Below are 24,229 nucleotides of genomic sequence, written 5' to 3'. Positions count from 1 at the left end.
GCCCCACGAACGGCGAGCAGCCTTCCCCAAGGGCTGGCCCGCTTGAGGCAAATCAACCCACCAATGCGCCGGTGGAGTAATCGAAACCTGCAATCGAGCGGCACTTCGCTCACCCGTGGGCGTGGATCATTCCTCATGCGAGTCCGTCGCGGAACTCTCCTTCTCACCTCTTCTGGAGGCGTGCTCGTTCGTACACTCTTCGTCATTGCATTGAGCTTGCTGCCTTCGGTATCGATGGCGCAAGACGAAGTGAAGCTGAGCGATGCGCAGGCGCGCAATCTCGGCGTCCGCGTGACCCATCCGGTCGCGAGCCGGACCGATCTGACGTTGCCCTACCCCGTCCAGATCGTGATCCCCACGCAGCAATTGTGGGTCGTCAGCGCACCGGTGGCCGGCATGGTCGCCAATCTGCTGGTCGGGCGCGGTGATCGCGTCACGGCCGGCCAGCCGCTGGTCACCCTGGAGAGTCCGAGCTTCGTTTCCCAGCAGCGCGATTATTTGCACGCGATCGCACAGGAGCGCCTCGCCAACCAGCAGCTCAATCGCAACGTCGACCTGTTCGAGGGTAAGGCCGTGCCGCAGCGCGTGCTGGAGGCCAGCCAGGCTGAAGCGCGCCAGGCCGCGCTCGTCGTCGCCGAACGACGTCAGATGCTGCGTCTGAGCGGGATGTCCGACGAGGCCATTTCCCGGCTGACCCAGGAAGCGGCGATCAGCGGCACGCTCACGGTCAATGCGCCGCAAACCGCGTCCGTGGTCGAGGTCGCGGTGTCGCCGGGGCAGCGGCTCGAACAATCCGCGCCGCTCGTCAAGCTGGCGCGGCTCTCGCCGCTTTGGGCCGAAATCGCGGTGCCTGCCGCCAACATTCGAGCAATCCGCACCGGCGCGAAAGTCGAGGTCGAGGGCTATGCCACCCCCGGCAAGGTCGTGCTGGTCTCAGAGACCATCGACCCCGCCACCCAGACCATTCTGGTTCGCGCGGAAGTCCCCAACGACGGCGAGCTGCATCCCGGTCAGACCACAGCTGCCCGCATCGGCTTTCTCTCCGCCGGCGAAAGCGCCTTTGAGATTCCCTATAGCGGGCTGATCCGGCGGGGCGAGCAGACCTCGGTCTTCGTCGCCTTCGACGGCGGCTTCCGCCTGGTTCCGGTCAAGCTGCTTGCGGAAGATCAGGATCATGTCGTCGTGTCAGGCCCGATCACGGACCAGGACGCGATCGCGATCGGCGGCATCTCGGCGCTTCGCGGCATTCTCTCGGGACTGGGGCAGTAGATGCTTCGCCGGCTGGTTGCGTTCGCATTGTCGCAGCGACTGTTCGTCATGCTGGGCGTGCTGCTGGTGATCGGCGCCGGCGCCGTCCTCCTGCCCGGCCTGCCGATCGACGCCTTTCCCGACGTTTCGCCGGTTCAGGTGAAGATCATTATGAAGGCGCCGGGCCTCACCCCCGAAGAGGTCGAGCAGCGCATTACCGTCCCGGTCGAGCTCGAGCTGCTCGGATTGCCGAACAAGAAGGTTCTTCGTTCGGCCACGAAATATGCGCTGGCCGACATCACCGTCGATTTCGAGGACGGCACCGACATCTACTGGGCGCGCAACCAGGTCTCGGAGCGCCTGTCGAACATCTCGCGCGATTTCCCGGAAGGTGTGAGCGGCGGCCTGGCGCCGATCACAAGCCCCCTCGGCGAGATGTTCATGTTCACGATCGACAGTCCCGAGCTTTCGCTCGCCGAGCGCCGGACCCTGCTCGATTGGGTGATCCGCCCCGCGCTGCGGACGGTTCCCGGCGTTGCGGACGTCAATGCGCTCGGCGGCTATGTCCGCGCCTTCGAGATCGTGCCGCGCAACGATGCGCTGGCCGCGCGCGGCATATCCTACGACCTGTTTCGCCGGGCCATCGAAGCCAACAGCCGCAACGACGGCGCCGGGCGGGTCAACCAGGGCGAGGACAGCGCTCTGGTTCGGATCGAAGGCAGCATTCGTTCGATCGAGGACATCAAAGCCATCGTCGTCGACACCCGCGATGGCGTGCCGATCCTGGTCAACGACGTCGCAACCGTCAAAGTCGGGACGCTCACGCGCTATGGCGCCGTCACGGCGGACGGCCGCGGCGAAACCGTCGAGGGGTTAGTCCTCGGCTTGCGCGGCGCCAATGCGGGCCAGCTCATTCGCGACGTGCGAGCCCGGCTGCTCGAGCTACAGAGCTCACTGCCCAAGAGCGTTTCGATCAACGTGTTCTATGACCGCAGCCGCCTGGTCAACCGCGCCGTCGGCACCGTGGTGCGGGCGCTCGCCGAGGCCACGATCCTCGTCATCGTTCTTCTGCTGCTTTTCCTCGGCAATTGGCGGGCCTCGCTGGTGATCGCGCTCAGCCTGCCGCTCGCCATCGTGATCGCATTGATCGTCATGCGCGTGGTGGGAATGTCGGCCAACCTGATGAGCCTCGGCGGTCTTGCGATCGCAATCGGCATGCTGATCGACGCCCTGGTGGTCGTGGTCGAGAACATCGTCGGCAACCTCGGCAAGCACGAGCCGGGCAAGGGTCTCCCGCTGATCCACTTGGTTTACCGTTCGGTTTGCGAAGTGCTGGAGCCTGTTGCCTCGGGCGTGCTCATCATCATCATCGTGTTCGTCCCCCTGCTGACGCTGCAGGGGTTGGAGGGCAAGCTGTTCATCCCGGTCGCGCTGGCCATCATCTTCGCACTGGCCGGTTCGCTGCTGCTGGCGCTCACGGTGATTCCGGTCGCGACGTCCTTCGTGCTCAAGTCCGCCTCGCATCGCGATCCCGTGCTGGTGCGTGCGGCCCAACGGGTCTACGCGCCGGCATTGGATTGGGCCTTGAACAACGAACGCAAGGTGATGGCCGCGGCGCTGATCGGCCTTGTCGCGGCGGGCTTCGCCTACACCAAGCTCGGCAAGACCTTCATGCCGACGATGGACGAAGGCGATGTCATCGTCAGCGTGGAGACGCTGCCGTCGGTCAACCTCGACGAGTCGCTTGCCATCAATGCCAGGCTCCAGACCGCGCTGCTGGCCGTGCCTGATATTGCCGGCATCGTCGCCCGAACCGGCTCGGACGAGCTCGGCCTCGACCCCATGGGTCCCAACCAGACCGACACGTTCCTCGTGCTCAAGCCGGCCGCCGAGCGCGCGACCGACAATCGCGAGGCCTTGCTGCAGAAGCTCCGCGAGGTCCTGACCGGCTTTCCCGGCATCTCGCTCAGCTTCACCCAGCCCATCGACATGCGCGTGCAGGAGATGATCAGCGGCGTGCGCGGCGACGTCGCCGTCAAGATCTTCGGCCCCGACATCGCCCGGCTGAATGAAACCGCGGCGAAGCTGTCGGCGATCCTGTCCGGCATCGACGGTGCCGAGGACGTCTACACCACGCTGAACGAAGGCGCCCAATATTACACGGTCGCGGTCAATCGCATGGAGGCCGGCCGCCTCGGCCTGACCGTGGACTCCATCGTCAATTCGCTGCGGACCCAGATCGAGGGCCGGACCATCGGCACCGCGCTCGAGGAAGGACGCCGCACGCCGATCCTGGTCCGGGGTAGCGAGACGACGCGGGAAGCGCCGACGCTGCTGGCGAGCCTGCCGCTGACGCTGGCGTCCGGACAGCATGTCGCGCTGTCACAGGTCGCCCGCATCCAGCGCGTCGACGGCCCGGTGAAGATCGACCGCGAGGACGGCGCCCGTATGAGCGTGGTGCGCGCCAACATCCGCGGCCGCGACATGGTCGGCTTCGTCGAAGCGGCGCGTCAGAAGGTGGCGAGCGAACTCCCGCTTCCGAACGGCTACCGACTGACCTGGGGCGGACAGTTCGAGAACCAGCAACGCGCCGCCGCGCGCCTGTCCGTCGTGGTCCCCGTCGCGATCGGCCTGATCTTCGTGCTGCTGTTCACAACGTTCGGTGCCATCCGCCAGGCCTTGCTGGTGCTCGTCAACATTCCGTTTGCCCTGATCGGCGGCGTCTTCGCCCTGGTGGTGACGGGTGAGTATCTGTCGGTGCCGGCCTCGGTCGGATTCATCGCGCTGCTCGGCATCGCCGTCCTCAACGGCGTCGTCCTGGTCTCCTACTTCAACCAGCTCCGCGCCCACGGCCTTGCCGAGGATCGCATCGTCATCGAAGGCGCCATGCGCAGGCTTCGGCCGGTGCTGATGACCGCGAGCATCACGGCGCTGGGCCTGATCCCGCTGCTGTTCGCATCCGGCCCCGGATCCGAAGTGCAGCGGCCGCTCGCTATCGTCGTGATCGGAGGATTGCTGTCCTCCACCCTGCTCACCCTGATTCTCCTGCCGATCCTGTATCGCCGCTATGGCGGGACGTCGAAGGTGGCGAAATGATCGACCAGCCCGTCTGTCTCACGCTGATCGTGCCGCATCGGCTCCGCGACGAGGTGTTCGACTATCTCACTGAGCAGAGCGACCTGGTTTCAGGATTCACGGCCGCACAGGGCTCAGGTCACGGCACCGAAGTCCGATTGCTGACGGCCGCCGAACGCGTGAAGGGCCATGCCGATCAGACCATCGTTCAAGTGGTGCTATCAGGGACCGATGCCAGCCGGCTGCTCGACCGTCTGCGGGTTTCGTTCGCTGGAACCAAGCTCGTCTACTGGACGATACCCGTGACGGAACGCGGCGCGATCGACTGAGCCGGCCTACTCTGCCGACGCCCGGGCGTGCCGCTCGGACGATTCCAGTGCAGCGGCGGTCAGGCTGCGCCGGCGCCAGATGGTGCCGGCCACCAGCACGACGACGACGCCGAGCGCGGCGCAGAAATATTCGGCGCCGGCGCCGCCATGGCCGAATTGCGGCGGGATGTGCAGGGCACCGAGCATGGTGTCGAGCGAGGTACCGAGGGGACCGTCGAACAGCGTGTGCAGCTTAGGCGCGACGCCGGGATCGGTCGCGATCACCTCGCCCGCGATCCAGCCGAGCAGCGCCGCACCGGCCCAGACCAGCACCGGCAGCTTTTCGAGCAGCGCCATGATCAGCGCCGCGCCGGCGACGATCAGCGGCACGCTGATGGCAAGGCCGAGGATCAAGAGCGGCACGCTGCCATTGGCCGCGGCGGCCACCGCAATGACGTTGTCGAGACTCATGACGATGTCGGCGACCACGACGATCTGCACGGCCTGCCACAGATGCGAGGCGGACTCGACGTCGTCCTCGTCCTCGTTTTCCGGCACCAGGAGCTTGGCCGCGATCACGATCAGCGCAAGACCGCCGACCAGCTTGAGATACGGCAGTGCCATCAGGCTGGCGACGATGCCGGTGAAGATGATCCGTAGCACCACTGCGGCGCCGGCGCCGAAAATCATGCCCCACAGCCGATGCCGCGGCTTGAGGCCGCGGCAGGCGAGCGCGATCACCAGCGCGTTGTCGCCGGACAAAAGGATGTTGATCCAGATGATCTTGCCGACTGCGATCCAGAAGGTCGGTTCGGCCATCTCGTTGCGAAACTGGGTGAAGAATGCCCCGATCGTGGCGGGATCGAAGATCTGCCCGAGCCAGTTCACAATACGTCCTTTCGCCCCGTCGTCTTAACTTAACGGCTGATTATCAGCCGACGATCTCGTTGCCCGAGAAGAATTGCGCGATCTCGATCGCGGCGGTCTCCGGGGCATCCGAGCCGTGGGCGGAATTCTCGCCGATCGACTTCGCGTAGAGCTTGCGGATGGTGCCGTCGGCGGCCTTGGACGGATCGGTCGCGCCCATCACGTCACGATATTTGGCGACGGCGTTCTCGGCTTCCAGCACCTGGACAACGACCGGACCCGAGGTCATGAACTCGACGAGCTCGCCGAAGAACGGCCGCGCCTTGTGGACGGCATAGAAGGTCTCGGCCTGCTCCTTGGTCATGCGGATGCGCTTCTGCGCGACGATGCGCAGGCCCGCCTTTTCGATCACGGCGTTGACGGCGCCGGTCAGGTTACGCGCGGTCGCGTCGGGCTTGATGATCGAGAAAGTGCGTTCGATGGCCATGATCTTGTCCTTGGGAAGAAAAGCGGTGGTTGGGAGTTGCGGGGCTTATATCGGCGCCTTTGCCGGACGGCAAGCGACGCCGGGATGACGCCACAGGCGCTTCGCCGCAGGACCGGGCCCGACGATGTCACCATGGTTACGACAATTTCACCCAGATGAACCCAATCTGAAGGCGTCATTCAGGCTTTGGTTCGGCCTCGCGGCTTAAGCTCCTTCCATCGAAACCAAAGCCTGATCATCAGGCGGACCGTTTCGGCGGCCCTTCCATCGACGCGGATCAGCCCGCGCCGGCAGTTTTGAGGAGATCACCATGTTGAGGAAACTTTCGCTTGCCGCTGTCGCCGCGGTTGCGCTCGGTGCCGCGCTGGCGCCGACCTCGGCCTCCGCGCACTGGCATGGCGGCGGCTGGGGCTGGCACGGCGGCGGCTGGCACCACGGCTATGGCTGGGGTGGCCCGCGCTTCTATGCCCCCGTCTCTTATGGCTATGGCGGCTGCTATGTGCGCCGGCTGGTCCCGACCCCCTGGGGACCCCGCTGGCGGCTGATCAACCGCTGCTACTGAGCCCGTCAGCACCTTTCCAACACCTAAGGGTATCTGCGCCCCCCACAGGTACCCTCCAAGAGGAGCCCCGGCGATCCCCCCGCCGGGGCTTCATTTTTGACGGATATGGCGCGGTTCATGCAATTTCAACGAGAATGGCAGTGATCCCCAGGGAGCGGCGAAACCATTTTGGGGGTCAATGACTTGATACCATGTCTTTACTTTGAGAACACGGAACCATGTGATGGCTGGGCCTTTTGCCAATGACAGCGAGCAGATCGACCGGCGCACCAGCCGATCGATTTGCGATGCCGTGGGCGAGCGGCTGCGGCAGAGCCTGCGTCCCGAGACCCGGCTCCCGACACATCTCGAGCAGCTGCTCAACGAGCTGGAGCGGCGCGACCGCGAACCGCACTAGGGCGCGGGCCAAGCAGTTGCAGAAACGAGTTGCGTTTGCCCCCGCCTGCGGTGACAAGGCCGCATGCTGTCCATTACCGACCTCTCCATCCGCCTTGCCGGACGCCTTTTGATTGACCAGAGTTCCGTGCAGATCACGCCCGGATCGCGCGTCGGTCTGGTCGGACGCAACGGCACCGGCAAGTCGACGCTGTTCAAGGTGATCCGCGGGGAACTCGCCGCCGAGCACGGCTCGGTGACCCTGCCGCCGCGCTGGCGCATCGGCAGCCTGGCCCAGGAAGCCCCGAACGGACCCGAAAGCCTGATCTCCGTCGTACTCAAGGCCGATCTCGAACGCGACGCGCTGCTCACTGAAGCCGAGAGCGCAACCGATCCGCACCGGATCGCGGAGATCCAGACCCGGCTCGTCGACATCGACGCGCATTCGGCGCCGAGCCGTGCCGCCGCGATTCTCTCCGGCCTCGGCTTCTCCGCCGCCGATCAACTCCGCCCCTGCGCCGAATTCTCCGGCGGCTGGCGCATGCGCGTCGCGCTCGCCGCCACCCTGTTCGCGGCGCCCGACCTGTTGCTGCTCGACGAGCCCACCAACTATCTCGACCTCGAGGGCACGCTGTGGCTGGAGGATCACCTTGCGCATTATCCGCGCACGGTGATCGTGATCAGCCACGACCGCGACTTGCTGGAGAGTTCGGTCGACCAGATCCTGCATCTGGAGCGCGGCAGGCTCACGCTCTACAAGGGGACCTATTCCTCGTTCGAGGAGCAGCGCGCCGCGCGCGAGCTGCTCGATGCCAAGGCTGTCAAGCGCCAGGAAGCCGAACGCGCGCGCCTGCAGGCCTTCGTCGACCGCTTCAAGGCCAAGGCCTCCAAGGCCCGCCAGGCACAGTCTCGCGTCAAGATGCTGGAGCGGCTGAAGCCGATCACGGCGCTGGTCACCGAGGACGTGCGCGAGATCAGCTTTCCTGCCCCGGAAAAAATCCTGTCGCCGCCGATCATCGCGGTCGACAACGCCTCGGTCGGCTACGATCCCGCGGCGCCCGTGCTCAATCGCGTCACCTTACGCATCGACAATGACGACCGCATTGCGCTGCTGGGTGCGAACGGCAACGGCAAGTCGACACTCGTCAAGCTGCTCGCCGGACGACTCGCGCCGTTCTCCGGCAAGGTGACGCGCGCCGACAAGCTGTCGATCGCCTATTTCGCGCAGCATCAGCTCGACGAGCTCAACGAGGACGCCTCCGCCTACGACCACGTCCGCAAACTGATGGGCGACGCGCCGGAAGCGAAAGTGCGCGCCCGCGCCGGCGCGATCGGCTTCTCCGGCAAGGCGGCCGACACCAAGGCCGGCAAATTGTCCGGCGGCGAGAAGGCACGGCTGCTGTTGGGCCTTGCAACCTTCTTCGGCCCCAACATGATCATCCTGGACGAGCCGACCAACCATCTCGACATCGACAGCCGCGGCGCTTTGGCCGAAGCCATCAACGAATTCCCCGGCGCGGTGATCATGGTCTCGCACGACCGCTATCTGATCGAGGCCTGCGCCGATCGGCTCTGGATCGTCGCCGACCGCACCGTGACCAATTACGACGGCGACCTCGACGAATATCGCCGGCTGGTCCTATCCACGCGCAACGCGGAAGGCCCCCCGCGCGAGCGCAGTGCGCCAGCTGAAAAGCCGCAGCGCGCAAGGTCGGACAATCGCGGCTCGCTGAAGAAGCGCATCGCGGAGGCCGAAGCCGAGATCGCCCGCGTCAGCGAGATCATCACCAAGATCGACACGGCGCTGGCCTTGCCCGACATCTTTACGCGCGATCCCAAGCAGGCCGCACAGCTGTCGAAGGCACGCGCCAATGCGGCCGACGCGCTGGCGCGGGCGGAGGAGCAGTGGCTCGAGGCGAGCACGCAGTTTGACGAGGCGGCGGGGTAAATGATCTCGCTCGTGTCCCGGACGCCGCGCGGCATGAAATGACGCGACGCTGAGCCGGGACCCACGCTTCAGCGTGCACGCGCCTCCTGGGACCCAGCTCGACTGCGCATCGCTCACGCGCGGCGCAGCGTCCGGGGCACGTCTACGCCGATAGCGGCGGGTATGCCTTACGCCTGCTTCTTCTTCGGCTTCGGCTTCACCGCCTTCGGCACCGGTTGCGGCTCCGGATTGCCTTCGATCGAAGACAGGCGGCCCGACGTGAACGTGTAGATGCCCGCGCGCGGGCCGGTCGTCCAGGTCACGACAGCGACGCGGCGGCCGGCGGCATCGTTGGAGAGATTGACATTCGACGGCGCGCCGATGCCGCGCACCACATCGCATTCGGTATGGCCGAGCGCGACCGTGCCGCCCACCGGGGCCGGCGCCGTCGTCGAGGCGTTGGCATCGGCCGGACCGGGCGGCGGCGCCATGCCGGGACAGGCGCCATCGGCGCTGACGAGATCCTCAGCTCCCACCGGCTTGTCGGGGGTCAGCGGCGGCGACTCGATCGAGATGTTCTTGATGAAGAGACGGCCCGGCTTCTGGAACCATTCCGCGTCCTTCGACAACAGATCGGCCCCGCTCGAACAGCCCGCGACCAGCGGTGCTATTGCAGCCAACGCAACGATGAGCGACCTGGGAAGCTTTTGATGTCGCACGATAAACCAAATTCCCCGCGTGAAGGACCAGCCCTAAGCGATTGTCCCAACATCACTTTGCGGCACGAAGGTGACCAAAGCCAGCATCGCCCGAAAAGTGCAAATTATCATTAATTGCGAAGGACGCTAGTTCCGACGCTGCCACCGGCCCCGCTCGTCGGCCTGCCAATAGGTGACATCAAATCCCCGCGCCTTGCAATCGGTCCAGGCGCTGCGGGCGAGCGCGAGCGCATCCGGATCGTCGCCGTTGAACAGCAGCACCATGCGCGCATAGCCCTGCGCGTCCTCTGGGAGGGCGGCATTGTCGACCAGGAAGCGGACATGGGCGCCGTTGGGATTGCCCTCCTCGATCGCCAGTACGATCGGCTGATCGGCGGCGTCGTTCACGCGCCATGTCGCGTGCGGCAGGAAGGAATCGTCGCGATAGGTCCACAAATGCGCGTCGAGCGCATCGGCGCGCTCTTCCGAGGTTGACTGCACCACGACGCGCCAGCCGCGCTCGAGCGATTTCTCGAGAAGCGGCGGCAACACGTTCTCCACCGTCATGTTCTGCAGATGATAGAACAGGACTTCAGTCATTTCGGGTCATTTGCGCTCGTAATGATCGGCGACCAGACGGTCGAGCAGACGGACACCATAGCCGCTGCCCCAGCTCTGGTTGACGTCGGTCTTCGGCGCGCCCATGGCGGTGCCGGCGATGTCGAGATGGGCCCAGGGCACCCCGTCGATGAAGCGCTGCAGGAACTGCGCGGCGGTGATCGAGCCGCCATGACGGCCGCCGGTGTTCTTCATGTCGGCGAACTGGGAATCGATCAGCTTGTCGTATTCGGGACCGAGCGGCATGCGCCAGACCTTTTCCCCGCACTCGATGCCGGCCGTCAGCAGGCGTTCGGCCAGCTCGTCATTGTTGGAGAACATGCCGGCATGCTCGGTACCGAGCGCGACCACGATCGCGCCGGTCAGCGTCGCCAGATCCACCATGAATTTCGGCTTCACCTTCTTGGCGACATACCAGAGCACGTCGGCCAGCACGAGGCGGCCTTCCGCGTCGGTGTTGATGATCTCGATGGTCTGGCCCGACATCGAGGTGACGATGTCGCCCGGCCGCTGCGCATTGCCGTCGGGCATGTTCTCGACGAGGCCGATGGCGCCGACCACATTGGCCTTGGCTTTCCGCGCCGCCAGCGCGTGCATCAGGCCGACGACGCAGGCCGCGCCGCCCATGTCGCCCTTCATGTCCTCCATGCTGCCGGCCGGCTTGATCGAGATGCCGCCGGTGTCGAAGCAGACGCCCTTGCCGATGAAGCCGACCGGCGCCTCGCCCTTCTTGCCGCCGTCCCAGCGCATGACCACCATGCGGCTCGGCCGCGCCGAGCCCTGACCGACACCGAGCAGCGCGCCCATGCCGAGCTTCTGCATCGCCTTGACGTCGAGCACCTCGACCTTGACGCCGAGCTTGCGGAGCTGACTGGCTCGGCGCGCGAACTCCTCCGGGAAGAGCACGTTCGGCGGCTCGTTGACGAGGTCGCGCGCGATGATCACGCCGTCGACGACATGGCCGGCCGCGACAAACGCCTTCTTCGCGGCAGCGGCATCGCCGACCGCAAGCGAGATGTCGGCCCGCGAGCCGCCCTCCTCGCCGTCCTTCTTCTTCGTCTTGTAACGGTCGAACTTGTAGGCGCGCAGGCGCAGGCCGGAGGCGATCGCAACCGCCTGCTCGCTTCCCATCGCGCCATCGGGCAGCTCCGCCATGATGGTCATGGCGGCAGTCCCGGCGGGAAGCTTGCTCGCCGCCACACCGCCGAATTTGAGGAAATCGTTCGCCTTCAGGCCGGTTGCCTTGCCGGCGCCGATCACGAGCAGGCGGGTGGCCTTCACCCCTTCCGGCGCCAGGATGTCCAGCGCGGCCCCGCTCTTACCTTTGAAGGCGGCAGCGGCGGCCGCGCGCTTCACGAGGTCGATGGCGCCGCCCAGCGCCTTGGCCGTTGCGGGACCGACTTTCAGGCTGTCGTCACAGAACACGACCAAGATACCACGGGCGGCGGCAGACAGGGGGACGAAGCCGACCTTGATGGCATCGGACATGGGTAACTCCTTCAAAACGTGGGGCTTCTTTCCGGTGGGACGACCCCGGCCACGGGCCGGGCTGAACGACGATTCACTGAACGTTGTGCACTATGGGCCAGCGGCCCGGCAGATGCCAAGCACCCCCGTGGCCTCACGGCCACAACCAGCGAAATATTAACCATATATTGAGGGTGCCACGGGGCAGCCATTTTGTTGACGGATCAAAGGGATGGTAGTGAGAGAGTACGCTGGCGGAAGAGCCTGCTGGCCAACCTTGGGGATCCCCTGATCGGGGATTGGTTGGACAAGCGGAATTCCGGCCGACATTGGGGACTTGGTGGGATTCGTGCGGTAGCGCATGGGGTCGATCGATAGGTATATCTTCCGCACGACGCTGGCGTCGTTTGCGCTGGTCCTGGTCAGCCTCACCGGCGTGATCTGGATTACGCAGGCGTTGCGCGGCATCGACCTGATGACGAGCCAGGGTCAGACCATCCTCACCTTCCTCGGCATCACCAGCCTCGTCATCCCCGCCCTGGTCCTGATCATCTCGCCGATCGCGCTGATGATCGCGATCTCGCACACACTGAACAAGCTCGCGACCGATTCCGAGATCATCGTGATGAATGCCGCCGGCTTCTCGCCGTTCCGGCTGTTCTATCCGTTCTTCTACGCCACCTGCGTGGTGGCGCTGCTGGTTGCCTTCATCGCGGCCTATCTCGCCCCTGACGGCATGCGGCGGATCAAGCAATGGGACGCGGAGATCACCGCGGACGTGCTCACCAACATCCTGCAGCCCGGCCGCTTCGCCCAGCTCGACAAGAACCTCACGATCCGGATTCGCGAACGCCAGCCCGGCGGCATTCTTGCCGGCATCTTCATCGACGACCGCCGCGATCCGAACGAGCGCGTCTCGATCGTCGCCGAACACGGCGAGGTCGTGAAGAACGACACCGGCTCGTTCCTGGTGCTGGAGACAGGCAATCTCCAGCGCTTCGAGGCGGGCAAGCGCGATCCGGCGCTGGTGGCTTTCGGCCGCTACGGCTTCGACATGTCGAAATTCTCCAACCAGGGCCGCGACGTCACCCTGGGCATCCGCGAACGTTATCTCTGGGAGCTGTTCTCGCCGTCCGAGGACGACCCCGTCTACAAGCAGATCCCCGGGCAATTCCGCTCGGCGCTGCATGACAGCCTGCTCGCGCCGATCTATCCCTTCGCCTTTGCCGTGCTGACCTTCGCCTTCCTCGGCGCGCCGCGCACCACCCGTCAGAGCCGCAACTTCTCGATCGGCGGCTCGGTGCTCGCGGTGTTCGGCCTGCGCATGGCCGGCTTCGCGTGCTCGGTGATGGCGGTGAAATCGCCGGCCCCGGTGCTGGTGCAATACGCGATGGTTCTCGGCTCCATCGGCATCGGGCTGTGGATGATCGTCGGCGGCGTCGTGGTCGAACCGCCCCCCGGCCTGATGGAAGCCATCAACAGGTCGAACGCGCGCATCGCGCGGCTGTTCGGACGTCCGGCCACCGCATGAGCATGCTCACCAACACACTCGGGCGCTATTTCGCCGGCCGCTTCGTGATCGCGGCGCTCGGCGTGTTCGCGGGCATTTTCCTGCTGCTGGTGCTGGTCGACTACATCGAGATGGTGCGCAAGACCTCGGGGTTGGCCTCCGCCTCGGCGCTCATGGTGGCCGAGACCTCGCTGTTCCGGGTGCCGCAGCTTCTGGAGAAGCTGACGCCGTTCTGCATGCTGATCGGCGCCATGACCTGCTATCTCGCGCTCTCGCGCCGGCTCGAGCTCGTGGTTGCGCGCGCCGCCGGCGTCTCCGCATGGCAGTTCATCTCGCCGGCGCTGGGCAGCGCGCTGCTGATCGGGGTGATCGCCACCGCCGCCTACAATCCGATGTCCGCCAACTTACGCGAAGCCTCCAAGCGCATGGAGGCCGAGCTGTTCGGCTCGGCACCCGGCGGCGGCATCCAGGACGCCTCCGGCTTCTGGCTCAATCAGGTGACCAACGACGGCCAGACGATCATCAATGCGGCGCGCAGCGAGCAGCAGGGCGTCCGGCTCACCGGGCTCACGCTATTCCGGTTCGACCCTGACCAGCACTTCAAGGAACGGGTCGAGGCGCGCGAGGCGACGCTCGAGTCCGGTCGCTGGCTGTTCAAGGGCGTTCGCCGTTTCTCGCTTGATGCCCCGCCGATCGACCAGGCCACCTTGGAGATTCCGACAACGCTGACCGAGGCCCAGGTCCGCAACAGCTTTTCCACCCCCGAGACTGTGTCCTTTTGGCAACTACCGAGCTACATCCGCTCGTCCGAAAGCTCGGGCTTCGCGACAGCCGGATACCGACTCCAGTATCAGAAGCTTCTGGCACAGCCGTTTTTGCTTGCAGCCATGGTGATGCTAGCGGCCTCCGTGTCGTTGCGCTTCTTCCGGATGGGCGGCGTGCAAAAGATGGTTTTGAGTGGCGTGGGCGCAGGCTTTCTGCTCTACGTTCTGTCGAAAGTGACTGAAGACTTGAGCAAGGCTGAGTTGATGCATCCGATCGCTGCGGCGTGGTTGCCCGTGGTGGTGGGCGGCCTGACCGGCTTTTTGGCCTTGTTGTACCAGGAGGACGGTTAGTGACTGCCGTCCGTCGAGGACCCGTGTCTCGTTTGACGCGCCGCATTGTGATGCGCGCGAAAGGGTGTGGCTGGTCCATTCGCAGGCTCGTGATGGCTGTCGCTGCCGTGGCATCGCTCGGCGCGCTGATCGACGTTGCCGCCGTGGCGCCGGCCTCCGCCCAATACACCTACAATCCGCTGCCGCCGCGTCCGAAGCCGGCGAAGGCCGCCAGCGACAACCAGATGCTGGTTCAGGCGACCGAGGTCGATTACGACTACAACAATTCGCGCGTCTCCGCGGTCGGTAACGTCCAGCTGTTCTACAACGGCACCAGCGTCGAGGCCGACAGGGTCATCTACGACCAGAAGACCAAGCGGCTGCATGCCGAAGGCAACATCCGCATGACGGATGCCGACGGCAAGATCACCTATGCCGAGATCATGGATCTCTCCGACGATTACCGCGACGGTTTCGTCGATTCGCTGCGCGTGGACACCGCCGACCAGACCCGCATGGCCGCGAGCCGCGCCGACCGCTCCAGCGGCAATTACACGGTGTTCGAGAACGGCGTCTACACGGCCTGCGCGCCCTGTCGGGACGATCCGAAGAAGCCGCCGCTGTGGCAGGTCAAGGGTGCGCGCATCATCCACGACCAGCAGGAGAAGATGCTGTATTTCGAGACGGCCCAGCTCGAATTCTTCGGCGTGCCGCTCGCCTACATGCCCTATTTCTCGACGCCCGACCCGACCGTGAAGCGCAAGAGCGGCTTCCTGATGCCGGGCTACATTTCCGGCACGACCAACACGGGCTATGGCGTCGAGGTTCCCTATTATTGGGCGATCGCGCCCGACATGGACGCGACCATCACGCCCCGCTTCTTGTCGCGGCAAGGCGTGCTGCTGCAGGGCGAGTTCCGCCAGCGCCTGATCGACGGCGCCTACCAGATCCGCGCCTATGGCATCGACCAGCTCGATCCCGGCGCGTTTGCCGGGCAGCCCGGCGACCGCCAGTTCCGCGGCGCCATCGACACCAAGGGTCAGTTCGCGCTGAACGACAAATGGGTCTGGGGCTGGGACGGCGTCCTGATGTCCGACTATTATTTCTTCTCGGACTACCGCCTCTATCAGTACCGCGATCCGCTCGGCTCGTTCCTGCTGCTGCCGACGGAGGCGCTGTCGCAGCTCTATCTGACCGGTGTCGGCAACCGCAGCTTCTTCGACGCGCGCACGATGTACTGGCTGAGCTATTCGGGCAACCAGAGCCAGGTGCCGATCGTCTATCCGGTGATCGACTATTCCAACGTGCTCAACTATCCGGTCTTCGGCGGCGAGTTCAGCTACAAGACCAATTTCGTGAACCTGTCGCGCGATCAGGCGGTGTTCGATCCGATCACGACGATCGCCAACACCAACAGCCTGTGCACGACGGCATCGGCCGATCCGCTGGCCCGCACGCCCTCGCAGTGCCTGCTCCGCGGCTTCCCCGGCACCTACACCCGCCTCACGGCGGAAGCGCAATGGCGCAAGTCCTTCACCGATCCGCTCGGCCAGATCTGGACGCCGTTCGCGAGCCTCCGCGCCGACGCGATCAACTCCTCGGTCTCCAACCAGCCGGGCGTGTCGAACTATCTTCCCGTCGGCGACACCCAGGCTTTCCGCCTGATGCCGACCGTGGGCCTCGAATACCGCTACCCCTTCATCAACATTCAGCCCTGGGGATCGACCACGGTCGAGCCGATCGCGCAGATCATCATCCGGCCGAACGAGACCTATGCCGGCAAGCTCCCGAACGAGGACGCCCAGAGCATGGTGTTCGACGCATCGAACCTGTTCAGCGTCGACAAGTTCTCCGGCTACGACCGCGTCGAGGGCGGCGGCCGCGCCAATGTCGGCGTGCAGTCCACCACGCAGTTCGACAAGGGCGGCGCCGTCAAGGTGCTGTTCGGCCAGTCCTACCAGCTGTTCGGCATGAATTCCTTCGCGGTCCAGGACACCATCAATACGGGCATCAATTCCGGCCTGGACAAGCCGCGTTCCGATTACGTCGCGAGCGCCAGCTATTCGCCCAACAGCACCTACACGTTCAGCATCCGCTCCCGCATGGACGAGCAGACCTGGAACGTGCAACGCTTCGAGGCGGAGGGCCGCGCCAACTTCAATCGCTGGTCGGTCAGCATGCTGTACGGCAGTTACGCAGCGCAGCCGGAGCTCGGCTATCTGACCCGCCGTCAGGGCATCCTGACCTCGGGATCGCTGAAAATCGCGAACAACTGGGTGGTGTCGGGCTCGGCGCGGTGGGATCTAGAGGCCAACAAGATCAACCAATATGTGGTCGGTGCCGGCTATGTCGACGATTGCTTCGTGCTGGCGGCGAACTACGTAACTTCGTATAGTTATTCTGCGGGCACCACGCCGCCCGTGCTGAGCCACGCGTTCATGTTCCAGATCGGCCTGCGCACGCTGGCGAACTCGTCGACGACCAGCAGTTCCTCCGGCCTCCAGTGAACGGTTTGAAGTGCCGGCCGCGCTTGCCCCCATCACAGGCTCGACGCGGCTGACATGCGAGCGACAATCATGACGACTCCATTGCCCGTCTTCCGCCTCCTGCTCGCCATCAGTGCCGGACTGATCCTGACCGGACTGCCCTCGCCGTCGCGAGCGCAGAACATCGTCGTCATGGTCAACGGCGATCCGATCACCGATTTCGACATCGAGCAGCGCTCCAAGCTCGACCAGCTGACGACGCAGAAGACCCCGAGCCGGCAGGACGTCATCAACGAGCTGATCGACGACAAGGTGAAGACGAAGGAGGGCAGGAAGTACGGGGTCGATCCCGGCGTCTCCGACCTCAACCAGTCCTATGAGGGCATGGCGCAACGCATGCGCATCACGCCGGACCAGCTCACCAAGTCGCTCGAATCCAAAGGCGTCCGCCCCGAAACGCTGAAGGCCCGCATGAAGGCCGAGATGGTCTGGACCAGCCTCGTGCGCGGCCGCTTCAAGGAGAAGCTGCTGGTCGGCGAACGCGACGTCGCGCAGGCCGTGCAGGCCGAGACCGGCGACAAGCTTCAGATCGAAGGCACCGAATACAAGATGCAGCCGATCGTGCTGATCGTGCCGCGCGGCTCGTCCGCGGCGTTCCTTGAGACCCGGAAGAAGGAAGCCGAGAGCTACCGTGCGCGCGTCGGAAGCTGCGAGGAAGCCAATTCGCTGTTCCGCTCGACGCCGAACGCCACCATTCGCGACAGCGTCACCAAGACCACCGCGGAACTGCCGGAAGCGCTGCGCAAGGTGCTCGACGATACCCCGATCGGCCACCTGACCGCGCCCGAGATGACCAAGAACGGCATCGAGATGGTTGTGCTGTGCTCGCGCAAGCCGACCATGATCGACACGCCGAAGAAGCGCGAGGTCCGCGAGAAGATGTATCAGGAGAAGTACGAGAAGACCCAGAAGGCCTATCTCGACGAGCTCCGCAAGGCGGCGATGATCGAATATCGCAACCACCGCTGATGGCCGATCGCGCAGCAAAGCCGCTTCCCCTTCCCCTTGCCCTGACCCTGGGAGAGCCCGCCGGCATCGGCCCCGACATCACGATCGCAGCCTGGCTGCGACGCCGCGAGCTGAACCTGCCCGCCTTCTATCTGCTCGGTGACGAGGCGTTGATCGCGCACCGCGCCAAGGCGCTCGCTCCATCGCTGGGGGCCGAGATCAAGACCGCGGCGGTGAGTCCCGGCGAAGCCGCTTCTGCCTTCATCGATGCCCTGCCCGTGGTCGCCACCGGCGAGCGCGCGACCGCCGAGCCCGGCAAGCCCAACGCATCAAGTGCGCCGGCCGCACTCGCCTCGATCCGGCAGGCGGTCACCGATGTTCGCGAGGGCCGCGCCGGCGCAATCGTCACCAATCCGATCGCCAAGAGCGTGCTCTACCGCTCAGGCTTCCGTCATCCCGGCCACACCGAATTCCTCGCCGAGCTCGCCGCAGAGAACGGGCGCGTGCCGCAGCCGGTGATGATGCTGTGGTCGCCGCAACTCGCTGTGGTGCCCGTGACCATTCACGTCTCGCTCCGCGATGCGCTGGGAGAGCTCACCAGCGAGCTGATCGTCTCGACCGTGCGCATCGTCGCAACCGAACTGAAATCCCGCTTCGGAATCGCGCGGCCGCGCATCGCGGTCTCCGGCCTCAATCCGCATGCCGGCGAGGACGGCTCGCTCGGCCACGAGGAGCAGACCATCATCGCCCCCGCGCTCAGGACGCTACGCGGCGACGGCATCGAGACCAGGGGCCCGCTGCCCGCCGACACCATGTTCCACGAGGCCGCGCGCAGCACCTATGACTGCGCCATCTGCATGTATCACGACCAGGCGCTGATCCCGATCAAGACGGTCGCCTTCGACAACGCGGTCAACGTCACGCTCGGCCTGCCCTTCGTCCGCACCTCGCCCGATCACGGCACCGCCTTCGACATCGCCGGCACGGCCAAGGCCAATCCGGCGAGCCTGATCGCAGCGCTCCGGCTCGCCAGCCGCATGGCGGCTTCGCAAGACAAATGAGCGCGATCGACGACCTCCCGCCGCTGCGCGAGGTCATTCGCCGGCACGCGCTGTCGGCGCGCAAATCGCTCGGCCAGAATTTTCTGCTCGATCTCAATCTCACTGCGCGCATCGCGCGCGCCGCAGCGCCCCTCGAGGACTCCACCATCGTCGAGATCGGCCCCGGCCCGGGCGGACTGACGCGCGCGCTTCTCGCGCTCGGCGCCAAACGCGTCATCGCCATCGAGCACGACGAGCGCGCGATCCCAGCCTTGCAAGATATTTCCGCGCGCTACCCTGACAGGCTCGAGATCGTGCATGGCGACGCCATGACATTCGATCCCCGCCCGCTGCTCGCTGGCGAACGAGCAAAGATCGTCGCCAACCTGCCCTATAACATCGCGACCCAGCTCTTGATCAACTGGCTTACCACCGAGCCCTGGCCGCCCTGGTACGACATGATGGTGTTGATGTTCCAGCGCGAGGTCGGCGAGCGCATCGTGGCGCACGAGGACGAGGAGGCCTATGGCCGGCTCGGCGTGCTCGCCAATTGGCGCTGTGAGACCAAGATCCTGTTCGACATTGCGCCGTCCGCCTTCGTGCCGCCACCGAAGGTCACCTCCTCCGTCGTGCGCCTCAAGCCGCGCGCAGAGCCGCTGCCGTGTGATCGCAAGCTACTCGAACAGGTCGCAGCCAGCGCCTTCGGCCAGCGCCGCAAGATGCTGCGGCAGAGCCTGAAGTCGCTCGGCGTCGATCCGGCGCGGCTTGCGCAGGCCGCCGGCGTCGATGCGACGCGGCGCGCGGAGACCATTCCGATATCGGGCTTTGTTGCCATGGCGCGCGAATTGGCGGATATACGCAGCGAAACCGAGTAACCAAGAATTCCGGAGGAAAGAAAATGGCGCTGATGCGCAGGCAGTCCCTGGTCAAGTTCGACGCGCCCTTGTGCGAGACCATCGTCGACACACCGAAGCCGCAAGGACGCGAGGTGCTGGTGCGCATCGAGCGCTGCGGCCTCTGCCATTCCGACCTGCACATCCAGGACGGCTATGCCGATCTCGGCGGCGGCAGGAAGCTCGACACCACGCGCGGCATGACGCTGCCGTTCACGCTGGGCCACGAGATCGCCGGCGTGGTCGACGAGGTCGGCCCCGACGTGCCGGCAAGCCTCGTCGGCACGAAGAGAGCCGTCTTCCCCTGGATCGGCTGCGGCCAGTGCCGCGATTGCGCCAATGGCGACGAGAATCTCTGCGTGAAGCAGCGGTTCCTCGGCGTCTCCATCGACGGAGGCTTTGCCACCCACGTGCTGGTGCCCGACGCGAAATATCTGCTCGACTACGACCCCCTGCCCGTCAACCAGGCCGCGACGCTGATGTGCTCCGGCGTCACCGCCTATGGCGCGCTCAAGCGCCTGGTCGACCGTCCGCGCCAGCGCAACCTCTTGCTGATCGGTCTCGGCGGCGTCGGCATGATGGGACTGTCGTTCGCCCAGGCGATGTTCAAGCAACCGATCACGGTCGCCGACCTCTCGCCGGCCGCGCGCGACACCGCGCTAAACAACGGTGCCGCAGTCGCCTACGACCCGTCCGAGCTCGACGTGATCAAGCGCATCCTGAAGGAGACCGAAGGCGGCTTCGATGAGATCGTCGATTTCGCCGGCAACGAGAAGTCGATGGCCTTTGCGGTCGCAGTCGCCGCGCGCGGCGGCAAGATCGTGGTCTCCGGCCTGATGGGCGGCCAGTTCACGCTGCCGATGGTGCAGTGGGTCTATAAGCGCATGACCATCGAGGGCTTCATGGTCGGCACGCTCGCTGAGGCCCACGAGCTGATGGCGCTGGCGCGCGCCGGCAAGATCAAGCCGACGCCGATGCGCGAGGAGCCGATGGGCGACGTCCAGAAATGGATCGACGAGCTTCGTGCCGGCAAGGTCGTCGGCCGCATCGTGCTGAAGAACTGACCGATCGCTGGCTGCGGGCCCGACGCAAGTTGCGCCCGCCGCACGGAACGCCTTCGACCCCGCCGCGTTGGCAGCGCATGTCCATTCGCTGCACTGTCGAAAGCGCATTCTTCATCGCCTGGAGCTGCCTGGAGCAGAGCGGCGAGCTCGGCCCGCCGGACGAGAGCGCGAACTTCCTTCTCGACGCGATCGAAGCCCAGCTCAGGGCCGGCGAGCGCCGGCAGCTGATGCTCGCCAACAGGGCGATCGACGCCTATCGCGCGCACGCGGCCGAACGCCGATCCACAGCGGACCGCGAAGCACGGGTCGGGTGACGATCATCGCCGCCCCCTCGGGCCCGCCGGCCCGGCGGCGTTCGGGCGGATCCCGGCGGTCCGTCGGGCAAAACGCACGGGGTGCGGCGCCTGGCGCCGACACGCTACGCCAATCCGCACGCCCGCTATGTTCACTCCTGAACAGGCCTTGCGAAGACCCACGCGGCCGGGCCGGCGTGCAAGCGGCCTGCTCCCACAATTTCCGGATTCCGGAAAGCCGGCGCGCGAACTTTTCGGCCCTCAGTGAGGCCTTGTGTGCACTTTGGAACCGTTGGTTCCGCCACGGAAACGTAGGGTTCTGAGCGGCGCCGATTCCCGGCCAGCCAAGAGAAGAAACTGTGACCGGTCGGCCCCAGAACGATCTGCTCCGGCAGCTCACTCCCCGAGATTTCGAACTTCTCGCACCCTACCTCCAGCCGGTCGAAGTCGAGGCCAGCCACATCCTGCATCACGCCGGCGACGCCGTGGCGGCAGTTCATTTCCCCTGCGGCCCCACGCTCGTGTCGTTCGCCGTTCCGGTCGAGGATGATCGCGAGGTCGAAAGCCTGCTGGTGGGACGCGAGGGTGCGGTGGGCGTCGCCGCCGGCCGCAATCCCTCACTCGCCTATTCCCGCATCGTCGTGAAGCTGGGCGGCACGCTCGTTCGGCTGCCGCTGCGCGCGCTCGAGCAGGCGCAGCAGCGGTCGGCCGCGCTGCAAGAGGTGTTTTCGCGCTATGCCGACTGCCAGTTTGCGCAATTGCTGCAGACCGCGGCCTGCAACGCCGCGCATTCGATCGAGCAGCGCGCCGCCAAGTGGATCATCTCCGCGCAGGAACATATCGGCCAAGCCGAGATTCCCCTCACCCACGAGCAACTCGCGGGCATGCTGGGCGTCTCTCGCAGCTATGCCAGCCGCGTCATCCAGATGTTCAAGGCGAGGCGCATCCTCGCCACCCGCCGCGGCGCCATCCTGATCCTCGACGCAGCGGCGCTCGATGCCAGAGCCTGCTGCTGCAACGATTGGGTGAAGAAGCATTTTGACGAAGTGCGGGGCGCGGCACCCGCCGATGGCTAGCACGCCGGCGGTCTCACGCACGCGGCGGCGACTGCCGTTTCTGGTGCAGATAGGCCGGGCTGAAATCGCCGAGCCGTTGCAAGTCGCGCCATTTCAGCACGATCAGTTCGCCCTCGCGCAGATCCATGGCTCCGCTGCGCCTGAGCTCGCCGAGCGTCCGGTTCACGGTCGCGATCGCCATGCCCAGCGTCTCGCCGAGCTGCGCCAGGCTGATCGGCAAGGGGCAGCGATTGCCGCGGACGAGCTGCGCGGCGCGGGCGCGGTAGAACAGCTCGCAGAACAGGTGCGCCATGCGCGCCTGCATCGGCCGGGCACTGTTGTTGGTGATGGCTTCGCGAAAGATCGCGGCATCGAGCAGCGTCTCGCGCCAGACGGCCATCCCAAAGCTTGGCCGCCGCCGGAACGCGATGAACAATTCGCGATGCGGGACGAAGGCGACCGAGGCGGGCCCCAGCGCGCTCAATCCGTGGTCCATCTGGTCGATGAACAGGCCCTGCGCGTCCGGCAGGTCGCCGGTGATGTGGAACGCGAGATATTGTCGGCCGCCGCTGCCGAGCAGATGGTAGCGCGCGACCATGCCCGAGACGACCAGCGCCGAATGTTCGGGTTTGTCGCCCTGCCGGATGAAATCCTCGTTCGACTCGAAATCGCGCAGCGTGAAGGTCAGCGCGCGGATCTCGGCAAGATCCTCCTCTGCGAGCGCGGTGTGCTCGCACAAGTTCCGGATCAGCACGTCGTGGGCTCTTTCCATGAGGCCGCCAAAAATCGCGCCGGTTCTATCAAATGATACGTCCGGCTTGGGTTCAGCGGACTAGAACGCGTCTCGATAGCACAGGTTGCTAACCGATCTGCGATCGTACCGGTCGCATCCAACCCGTCACCTCGACGACGAGCCGAGCCGTCCCTTCATGAGCCCTACGACGATCCTGGACCGCATCCGCAGCCTGTTCAGGCCGGATACGAGCGAGCACTTCGACAGCATCAGCGATGCCTTGCGCGCGGGCACGCTGAAGGAGCCGGTCCGGCCGATGTCCGATCAGGAGCTCGCCCGCGCCATTCGCGAGTTCCGCTCTGCGCCGGTCTCCGACTGGACAATCGCAAAACTCTCGCGGCGCTTCGTCGAGGCGTCGGTGCCGCGCGACGACTGAAGCAGCACGCGAGGCTCATGCCGCATCCGAAGTTCATCGCGCGTCTGCAGGCCATCGAAGCCCTGTCCGAGGACGAACGCCGACAGATCGCCGCCCTGCCCTCCACGCTGCGCCAGGTCGCCGACGGCGAGATCGTTCACGTCAATCGTACCATCCAGGAGCTGAGACATCGTGGATTGATCGCCTGGGAGGGCAGCGAGATCGGGCTGCTGCAACCCGATGAGCTGCGCAAGCTTGCGGATTTCGCGCCGGACTATCTGAGCTGAGCGCGGCGTCGGCAACACCGACAATCTGGAGCCCGCCGCGCTCTACCTTTATCGCGACTGGCTTCCGGCCAGCGGCGAGGAAGCACGCGACTTCCCGATCTATTGCCAGCGGCTGAGCTTCGTCCCTGAGGTCGCCGAGCACGAAGCGACCGCGGATTTGTTCCTGCCGCTGAAATGAAAACTGTGACCGCATCCACCGTCATTCCGGGATGCGTACGCAAGCACGCAGGCCCGGAATCCATCGGGCCGCGCATCGTGCCATACGATGGATTCCGGGTTCGCCCTTTCGGGGCGCCCCGGAATGACGGGCGGAGATCGAGACGGCCGTTCGCGAGGCGTCGGGCAAAACACCCTGGTCAAGTCACCTCCTCAAAAATATTCCGCTTTCCCGAATTTCGGATTTGTGGCATACAGCCGCCTATCCCGGCCCCTGCCAAAGGGGCGCTTCGCGATCGTCACGAGATGCGGGCCGGGTTGCGGTGGACGCGGTAGCGCCGGCGCGGCATGCGTGACGACAGGGCGGGCAACCGTGAGTCTTCAGGCGGCGCGATACGACCCGGCGCGGTCACAGCGGTTTCGTTGATGCCTGGAAGCGAGCACACGCAAGCCTTCAGGTGTTTCGGCGGGATCGTCCGCGGACGGAGAAGTCGTGTGGTCCTGACGCCCGGGGTCTGTGCGTCAAGTCTCAGCGGTGATGCGGCGGTCCGACCGGGTGCGCA

Annotated in this window: 23 protein-coding genes and 1 pseudogene; 18 read left to right on the top strand and 6 right to left on the bottom strand. The window is 65.5% G+C overall.

The annotated features are described in order from the left end of the window. The first annotated feature begins 234 nt into the window (after nucleotides 1-234). From UNPA324_RS21860 to UNPA324_RS21850, 3 genes are read left to right on the top strand one after another with little or no spacing between them, the layout of a single operon-like run. The gene (locus UNPA324_RS21860) at nucleotides 235-1,269 is read left to right on the top strand and encodes an efflux RND transporter periplasmic adaptor subunit (protein ID WP_245471589.1); all 1,035 of its coding nucleotides are present in this window, start codon (nucleotides 235-237) and stop codon (nucleotides 1,267-1,269) included. Then, a complete protein-coding gene (locus UNPA324_RS21855; RefSeq protein WP_141935876.1) occupies nucleotides 1,270-4,344 on the top strand; it encodes an efflux RND transporter permease subunit in 3,075 nt (1,024 codons plus the stop codon). It begins immediately after the preceding gene. After that, nucleotides 4,341-4,652: a DUF3240 family protein gene (locus tag UNPA324_RS21850; RefSeq protein ID WP_128917529.1), complete on the top strand. Its 312-nt coding sequence runs from the start codon at nucleotides 4,341-4,343 to the stop codon at nucleotides 4,650-4,652. The genes UNPA324_RS21855 and UNPA324_RS21850 overlap by 4 nt, the downstream gene beginning before the upstream one ends. A 6-nt stretch (nucleotides 4,653-4,658) precedes the next feature. Here UNPA324_RS21850 and UNPA324_RS21845 read toward each other — a convergent pair whose 3' ends face one another. Next, nucleotides 4,659-5,519: a TerC family protein gene (locus UNPA324_RS21845; RefSeq protein WP_141935874.1), complete on the bottom strand. Its 861-nt coding sequence runs from the start codon at nucleotides 5,517-5,519 to the stop codon at nucleotides 4,659-4,661. 43 nt (nucleotides 5,520-5,562) lie between these two features. Continuing rightward, entirely contained in the window at nucleotides 5,563-5,985 is a 423-nt protein-coding gene (ndk, locus tag UNPA324_RS21840) for a nucleoside-diphosphate kinase (protein ID WP_141935872.1), read from the bottom strand. Nucleotides 5,986-6,295: 310 nt separating this feature from the next. Between ndk and UNPA324_RS21835 the strand changes: the two genes are divergently transcribed. From UNPA324_RS21835 to UNPA324_RS21830, 3 genes are all read left to right on the top strand, one after another. After that, entirely contained in the window at nucleotides 6,296-6,547 is a 252-nt protein-coding gene (locus tag UNPA324_RS21835; protein ID WP_027576269.1) for a hypothetical protein, read from the top strand. 223 nt (nucleotides 6,548-6,770) lie between these two features. Then, entirely contained in the window at nucleotides 6,771-6,944 is a 174-nt protein-coding gene (locus UNPA324_RS35235; protein WP_164935992.1) for a hypothetical protein, read from the top strand. Between the two features lie 63 nt (nucleotides 6,945-7,007). Next, nucleotides 7,008-8,870, top strand: coding sequence for an ABC-F family ATP-binding cassette domain-containing protein (locus UNPA324_RS21830; RefSeq protein WP_128917532.1), 1,863 nt, complete (start codon nucleotides 7,008-7,010; stop codon nucleotides 8,868-8,870). 167 nt (nucleotides 8,871-9,037) lie between these two features. Here the strand turns inward: UNPA324_RS21830 and UNPA324_RS21825 are convergent, their stop codons facing one another. From UNPA324_RS21825 to UNPA324_RS21815, 3 genes are all read right to left on the bottom strand, one after another. Next, nucleotides 9,038-9,529, bottom strand: coding sequence for a hypothetical protein (locus UNPA324_RS21825; RefSeq protein WP_181769673.1), 492 nt, complete (start codon nucleotides 9,527-9,529; stop codon nucleotides 9,038-9,040). Nucleotides 9,530-9,694: 165 nt separating this feature from the next. Then, a complete protein-coding gene (locus UNPA324_RS21820; protein ID WP_141935871.1) occupies nucleotides 9,695-10,147 on the bottom strand; it encodes a DNA polymerase III subunit chi in 453 nt (150 codons plus the stop codon). A 6-nt stretch (nucleotides 10,148-10,153) separates the two neighbouring features. Beyond that, nucleotides 10,154-11,653, bottom strand: coding sequence for a leucyl aminopeptidase (locus UNPA324_RS21815; RefSeq protein ID WP_141935869.1), 1,500 nt, complete (start codon nucleotides 11,651-11,653; stop codon nucleotides 10,154-10,156). A gap of 340 nt (nucleotides 11,654-11,993) precedes the next feature. On the opposite strand from UNPA324_RS21815, the gene lptF reads away from it, so the two are divergent. From lptF to UNPA324_RS21770, 9 genes are all read left to right on the top strand, one after another. Then, a complete protein-coding gene (gene lptF / locus UNPA324_RS21810; RefSeq protein WP_128917536.1) occupies nucleotides 11,994-13,163 on the top strand; it encodes an LPS export ABC transporter permease LptF in 1,170 nt (389 codons plus the stop codon). Next, nucleotides 13,160-14,257, top strand: coding sequence for an LPS export ABC transporter permease LptG (lptG, locus tag UNPA324_RS21805; RefSeq protein ID WP_128917537.1), 1,098 nt, complete (start codon nucleotides 13,160-13,162; stop codon nucleotides 14,255-14,257). The genes lptF and lptG overlap by 4 nt, the downstream gene beginning before the upstream one ends. Beyond that, complete coding sequence (locus UNPA324_RS21800; protein WP_181769468.1) at nucleotides 14,257-16,743, top strand: LPS-assembly protein LptD; 2,487 nt, start codon at nucleotides 14,257-14,259, stop codon at nucleotides 16,741-16,743. Before lptG ends, UNPA324_RS21800 begins: the two co-directional genes overlap by 1 nt. A gap of 69 nt (nucleotides 16,744-16,812) precedes the next feature. Beyond that, nucleotides 16,813-17,751, top strand: a complete 939-nt coding sequence (locus UNPA324_RS21795) for a SurA N-terminal domain-containing protein (protein WP_164935994.1) — start codon at nucleotides 16,813-16,815, stop codon at nucleotides 17,749-17,751. Beyond that, complete coding sequence (pdxA, locus tag UNPA324_RS21790; protein ID WP_141935866.1) at nucleotides 17,751-18,791, top strand: 4-hydroxythreonine-4-phosphate dehydrogenase PdxA; 1,041 nt, start codon at nucleotides 17,751-17,753, stop codon at nucleotides 18,789-18,791. Before UNPA324_RS21795 ends, pdxA begins: the two co-directional genes overlap by 1 nt. Continuing rightward, nucleotides 18,788-19,645, top strand: coding sequence for a 16S rRNA (adenine(1518)-N(6)/adenine(1519)-N(6))-dimethyltransferase RsmA (gene rsmA / locus UNPA324_RS21785; RefSeq protein ID WP_128917541.1), 858 nt, complete (start codon nucleotides 18,788-18,790; stop codon nucleotides 19,643-19,645). The genes pdxA and rsmA overlap by 4 nt, the downstream gene beginning before the upstream one ends. Before the next feature lie 23 nt (nucleotides 19,646-19,668). After that, on the top strand, nucleotides 19,669-20,727 hold the full coding sequence (locus UNPA324_RS21780; RefSeq protein ID WP_141935864.1) for an alcohol dehydrogenase: 1,059 nt from the start codon (nucleotides 19,669-19,671) through the stop codon (nucleotides 20,725-20,727). A gap of 77 nt (nucleotides 20,728-20,804) precedes the next feature. Further along, the gene (locus UNPA324_RS21775; protein ID WP_128917543.1) at nucleotides 20,805-21,041 is read left to right on the top strand and encodes a hypothetical protein; all 237 of its coding nucleotides are present in this window, start codon (nucleotides 20,805-20,807) and stop codon (nucleotides 21,039-21,041) included. A 338-nt stretch (nucleotides 21,042-21,379) separates the two neighbouring features. Then, complete coding sequence (locus UNPA324_RS21770; protein ID WP_128917544.1) at nucleotides 21,380-22,096, top strand: Crp/Fnr family transcriptional regulator; 717 nt, start codon at nucleotides 21,380-21,382, stop codon at nucleotides 22,094-22,096. 13 nt (nucleotides 22,097-22,109) lie between these two features. Here the strand turns inward: UNPA324_RS21770 and UNPA324_RS21765 are convergent, their stop codons facing one another. Continuing rightward, nucleotides 22,110-22,847 carry a Crp/Fnr family transcriptional regulator gene (locus tag UNPA324_RS21765; RefSeq protein WP_141935863.1) on the bottom strand — a complete coding sequence of 246 codons (738 nt, stop codon included), beginning with the start codon at nucleotides 22,845-22,847 and terminating at the stop codon, nucleotides 22,110-22,112. Nucleotides 22,848-23,004: 157 nt separating this feature from the next. Here UNPA324_RS21765 and UNPA324_RS21760 point away from each other — a divergent pair, with 157 nt between their 5' ends. The 3 genes and pseudogenes from UNPA324_RS21760 to UNPA324_RS21750 form a co-directional block, all read left to right on the top strand. Then, on the top strand, nucleotides 23,005-23,244 hold the full coding sequence (locus UNPA324_RS21760) for a hypothetical protein (protein ID WP_128917546.1): 240 nt from the start codon (nucleotides 23,005-23,007) through the stop codon (nucleotides 23,242-23,244). Between the two features lie 17 nt (nucleotides 23,245-23,261). Then, nucleotides 23,262-23,510: a winged helix-turn-helix domain-containing protein gene (locus UNPA324_RS21755; protein ID WP_141935862.1), complete on the top strand. Its 249-nt coding sequence runs from the start codon at nucleotides 23,262-23,264 to the stop codon at nucleotides 23,508-23,510. A 1-nt stretch (nucleotide 23,511) separates the two neighbouring features. Continuing rightward, nucleotides 23,512-23,688: pseudogene (locus UNPA324_RS21750) on the top strand (GyrI-like domain-containing protein); the annotation flags it as partial. Nucleotides 23,689-24,229 lie beyond the last annotated feature (541 nt).

It is taken from the genome of Bradyrhizobium sp. UNPA324 (assembly GCF_006658635.1).
Classification (GTDB): Bacteria; Pseudomonadota; Alphaproteobacteria; order Rhizobiales; family Xanthobacteraceae; genus Bradyrhizobium; species Bradyrhizobium nanningense.
Note: the sequence above shows the minus strand (reverse complement) of the source record. Positions and strands in the feature narration are given on the sequence as shown.

What these genes read in the sequence shown, in the direction of transcription:
- UNPA324_RS21860 (WP_245471589.1), top strand. Translation starts at nt 235, where the DNA reads ATGGCGCAAGACGAAGTGAAGCTGAGCGATGCGCAGGCGCGCAATCTC.
- UNPA324_RS21855 (WP_141935876.1), top strand. Translation starts at nt 1,270, where the DNA reads ATGCTTCGCCGGCTGGTTGCGTTCGCATTGTCGCAGCGACTGTTCGTC.
- UNPA324_RS21850 (WP_128917529.1), top strand. Translation starts at nt 4,341, where the DNA reads ATGATCGACCAGCCCGTCTGTCTCACGCTGATCGTGCCGCATCGGCTC.
- ndk (WP_141935872.1), bottom strand. Translation starts at nt 5,985, where the DNA reads ATGGCCATCGAACGCACTTTCTCGATCATCAAGCCCGACGCGACCGCG.
- UNPA324_RS21835 (WP_027576269.1), top strand. Translation starts at nt 6,296, where the DNA reads ATGTTGAGGAAACTTTCGCTTGCCGCTGTCGCCGCGGTTGCGCTCGGT.
- UNPA324_RS35235 (WP_164935992.1), top strand. Translation starts at nt 6,771, where the DNA reads ATGGCTGGGCCTTTTGCCAATGACAGCGAGCAGATCGACCGGCGCACC.
- UNPA324_RS21830 (WP_128917532.1), top strand. Translation starts at nt 7,008, where the DNA reads ATGCTGTCCATTACCGACCTCTCCATCCGCCTTGCCGGACGCCTTTTG.
- UNPA324_RS21820 (WP_141935871.1), bottom strand. Translation starts at nt 10,147, where the DNA reads ATGACTGAAGTCCTGTTCTATCATCTGCAGAACATGACGGTGGAGAAC.
- UNPA324_RS21815 (WP_141935869.1), bottom strand. Translation starts at nt 11,653, where the DNA reads ATGTCCGATGCCATCAAGGTCGGCTTCGTCCCCCTGTCTGCCGCCGCC.
- lptF (WP_128917536.1), top strand. Translation starts at nt 11,994, where the DNA reads ATGGGGTCGATCGATAGGTATATCTTCCGCACGACGCTGGCGTCGTTT.
- lptG (WP_128917537.1), top strand. Translation starts at nt 13,160, where the DNA reads ATGAGCATGCTCACCAACACACTCGGGCGCTATTTCGCCGGCCGCTTC.
- UNPA324_RS21795 (WP_164935994.1), top strand. Translation starts at nt 16,813, where the DNA reads ATGACGACTCCATTGCCCGTCTTCCGCCTCCTGCTCGCCATCAGTGCC.
- pdxA (WP_141935866.1), top strand. Translation starts at nt 17,751, where the DNA reads ATGGCCGATCGCGCAGCAAAGCCGCTTCCCCTTCCCCTTGCCCTGACC.
- rsmA (WP_128917541.1), top strand. Translation starts at nt 18,788, where the DNA reads ATGAGCGCGATCGACGACCTCCCGCCGCTGCGCGAGGTCATTCGCCGG.
- UNPA324_RS21780 (WP_141935864.1), top strand. Translation starts at nt 19,669, where the DNA reads ATGGCGCTGATGCGCAGGCAGTCCCTGGTCAAGTTCGACGCGCCCTTG.
- UNPA324_RS21775 (WP_128917543.1), top strand. Translation starts at nt 20,805, where the DNA reads ATGTCCATTCGCTGCACTGTCGAAAGCGCATTCTTCATCGCCTGGAGC.
- UNPA324_RS21765 (WP_141935863.1), bottom strand. Translation starts at nt 22,847, where the DNA reads ATGGAAAGAGCCCACGACGTGCTGATCCGGAACTTGTGCGAGCACACC.
- UNPA324_RS21760 (WP_128917546.1), top strand. Translation starts at nt 23,005, where the DNA reads ATGAGCCCTACGACGATCCTGGACCGCATCCGCAGCCTGTTCAGGCCG.
- UNPA324_RS21755 (WP_141935862.1), top strand. Translation starts at nt 23,262, where the DNA reads ATGCCGCATCCGAAGTTCATCGCGCGTCTGCAGGCCATCGAAGCCCTG.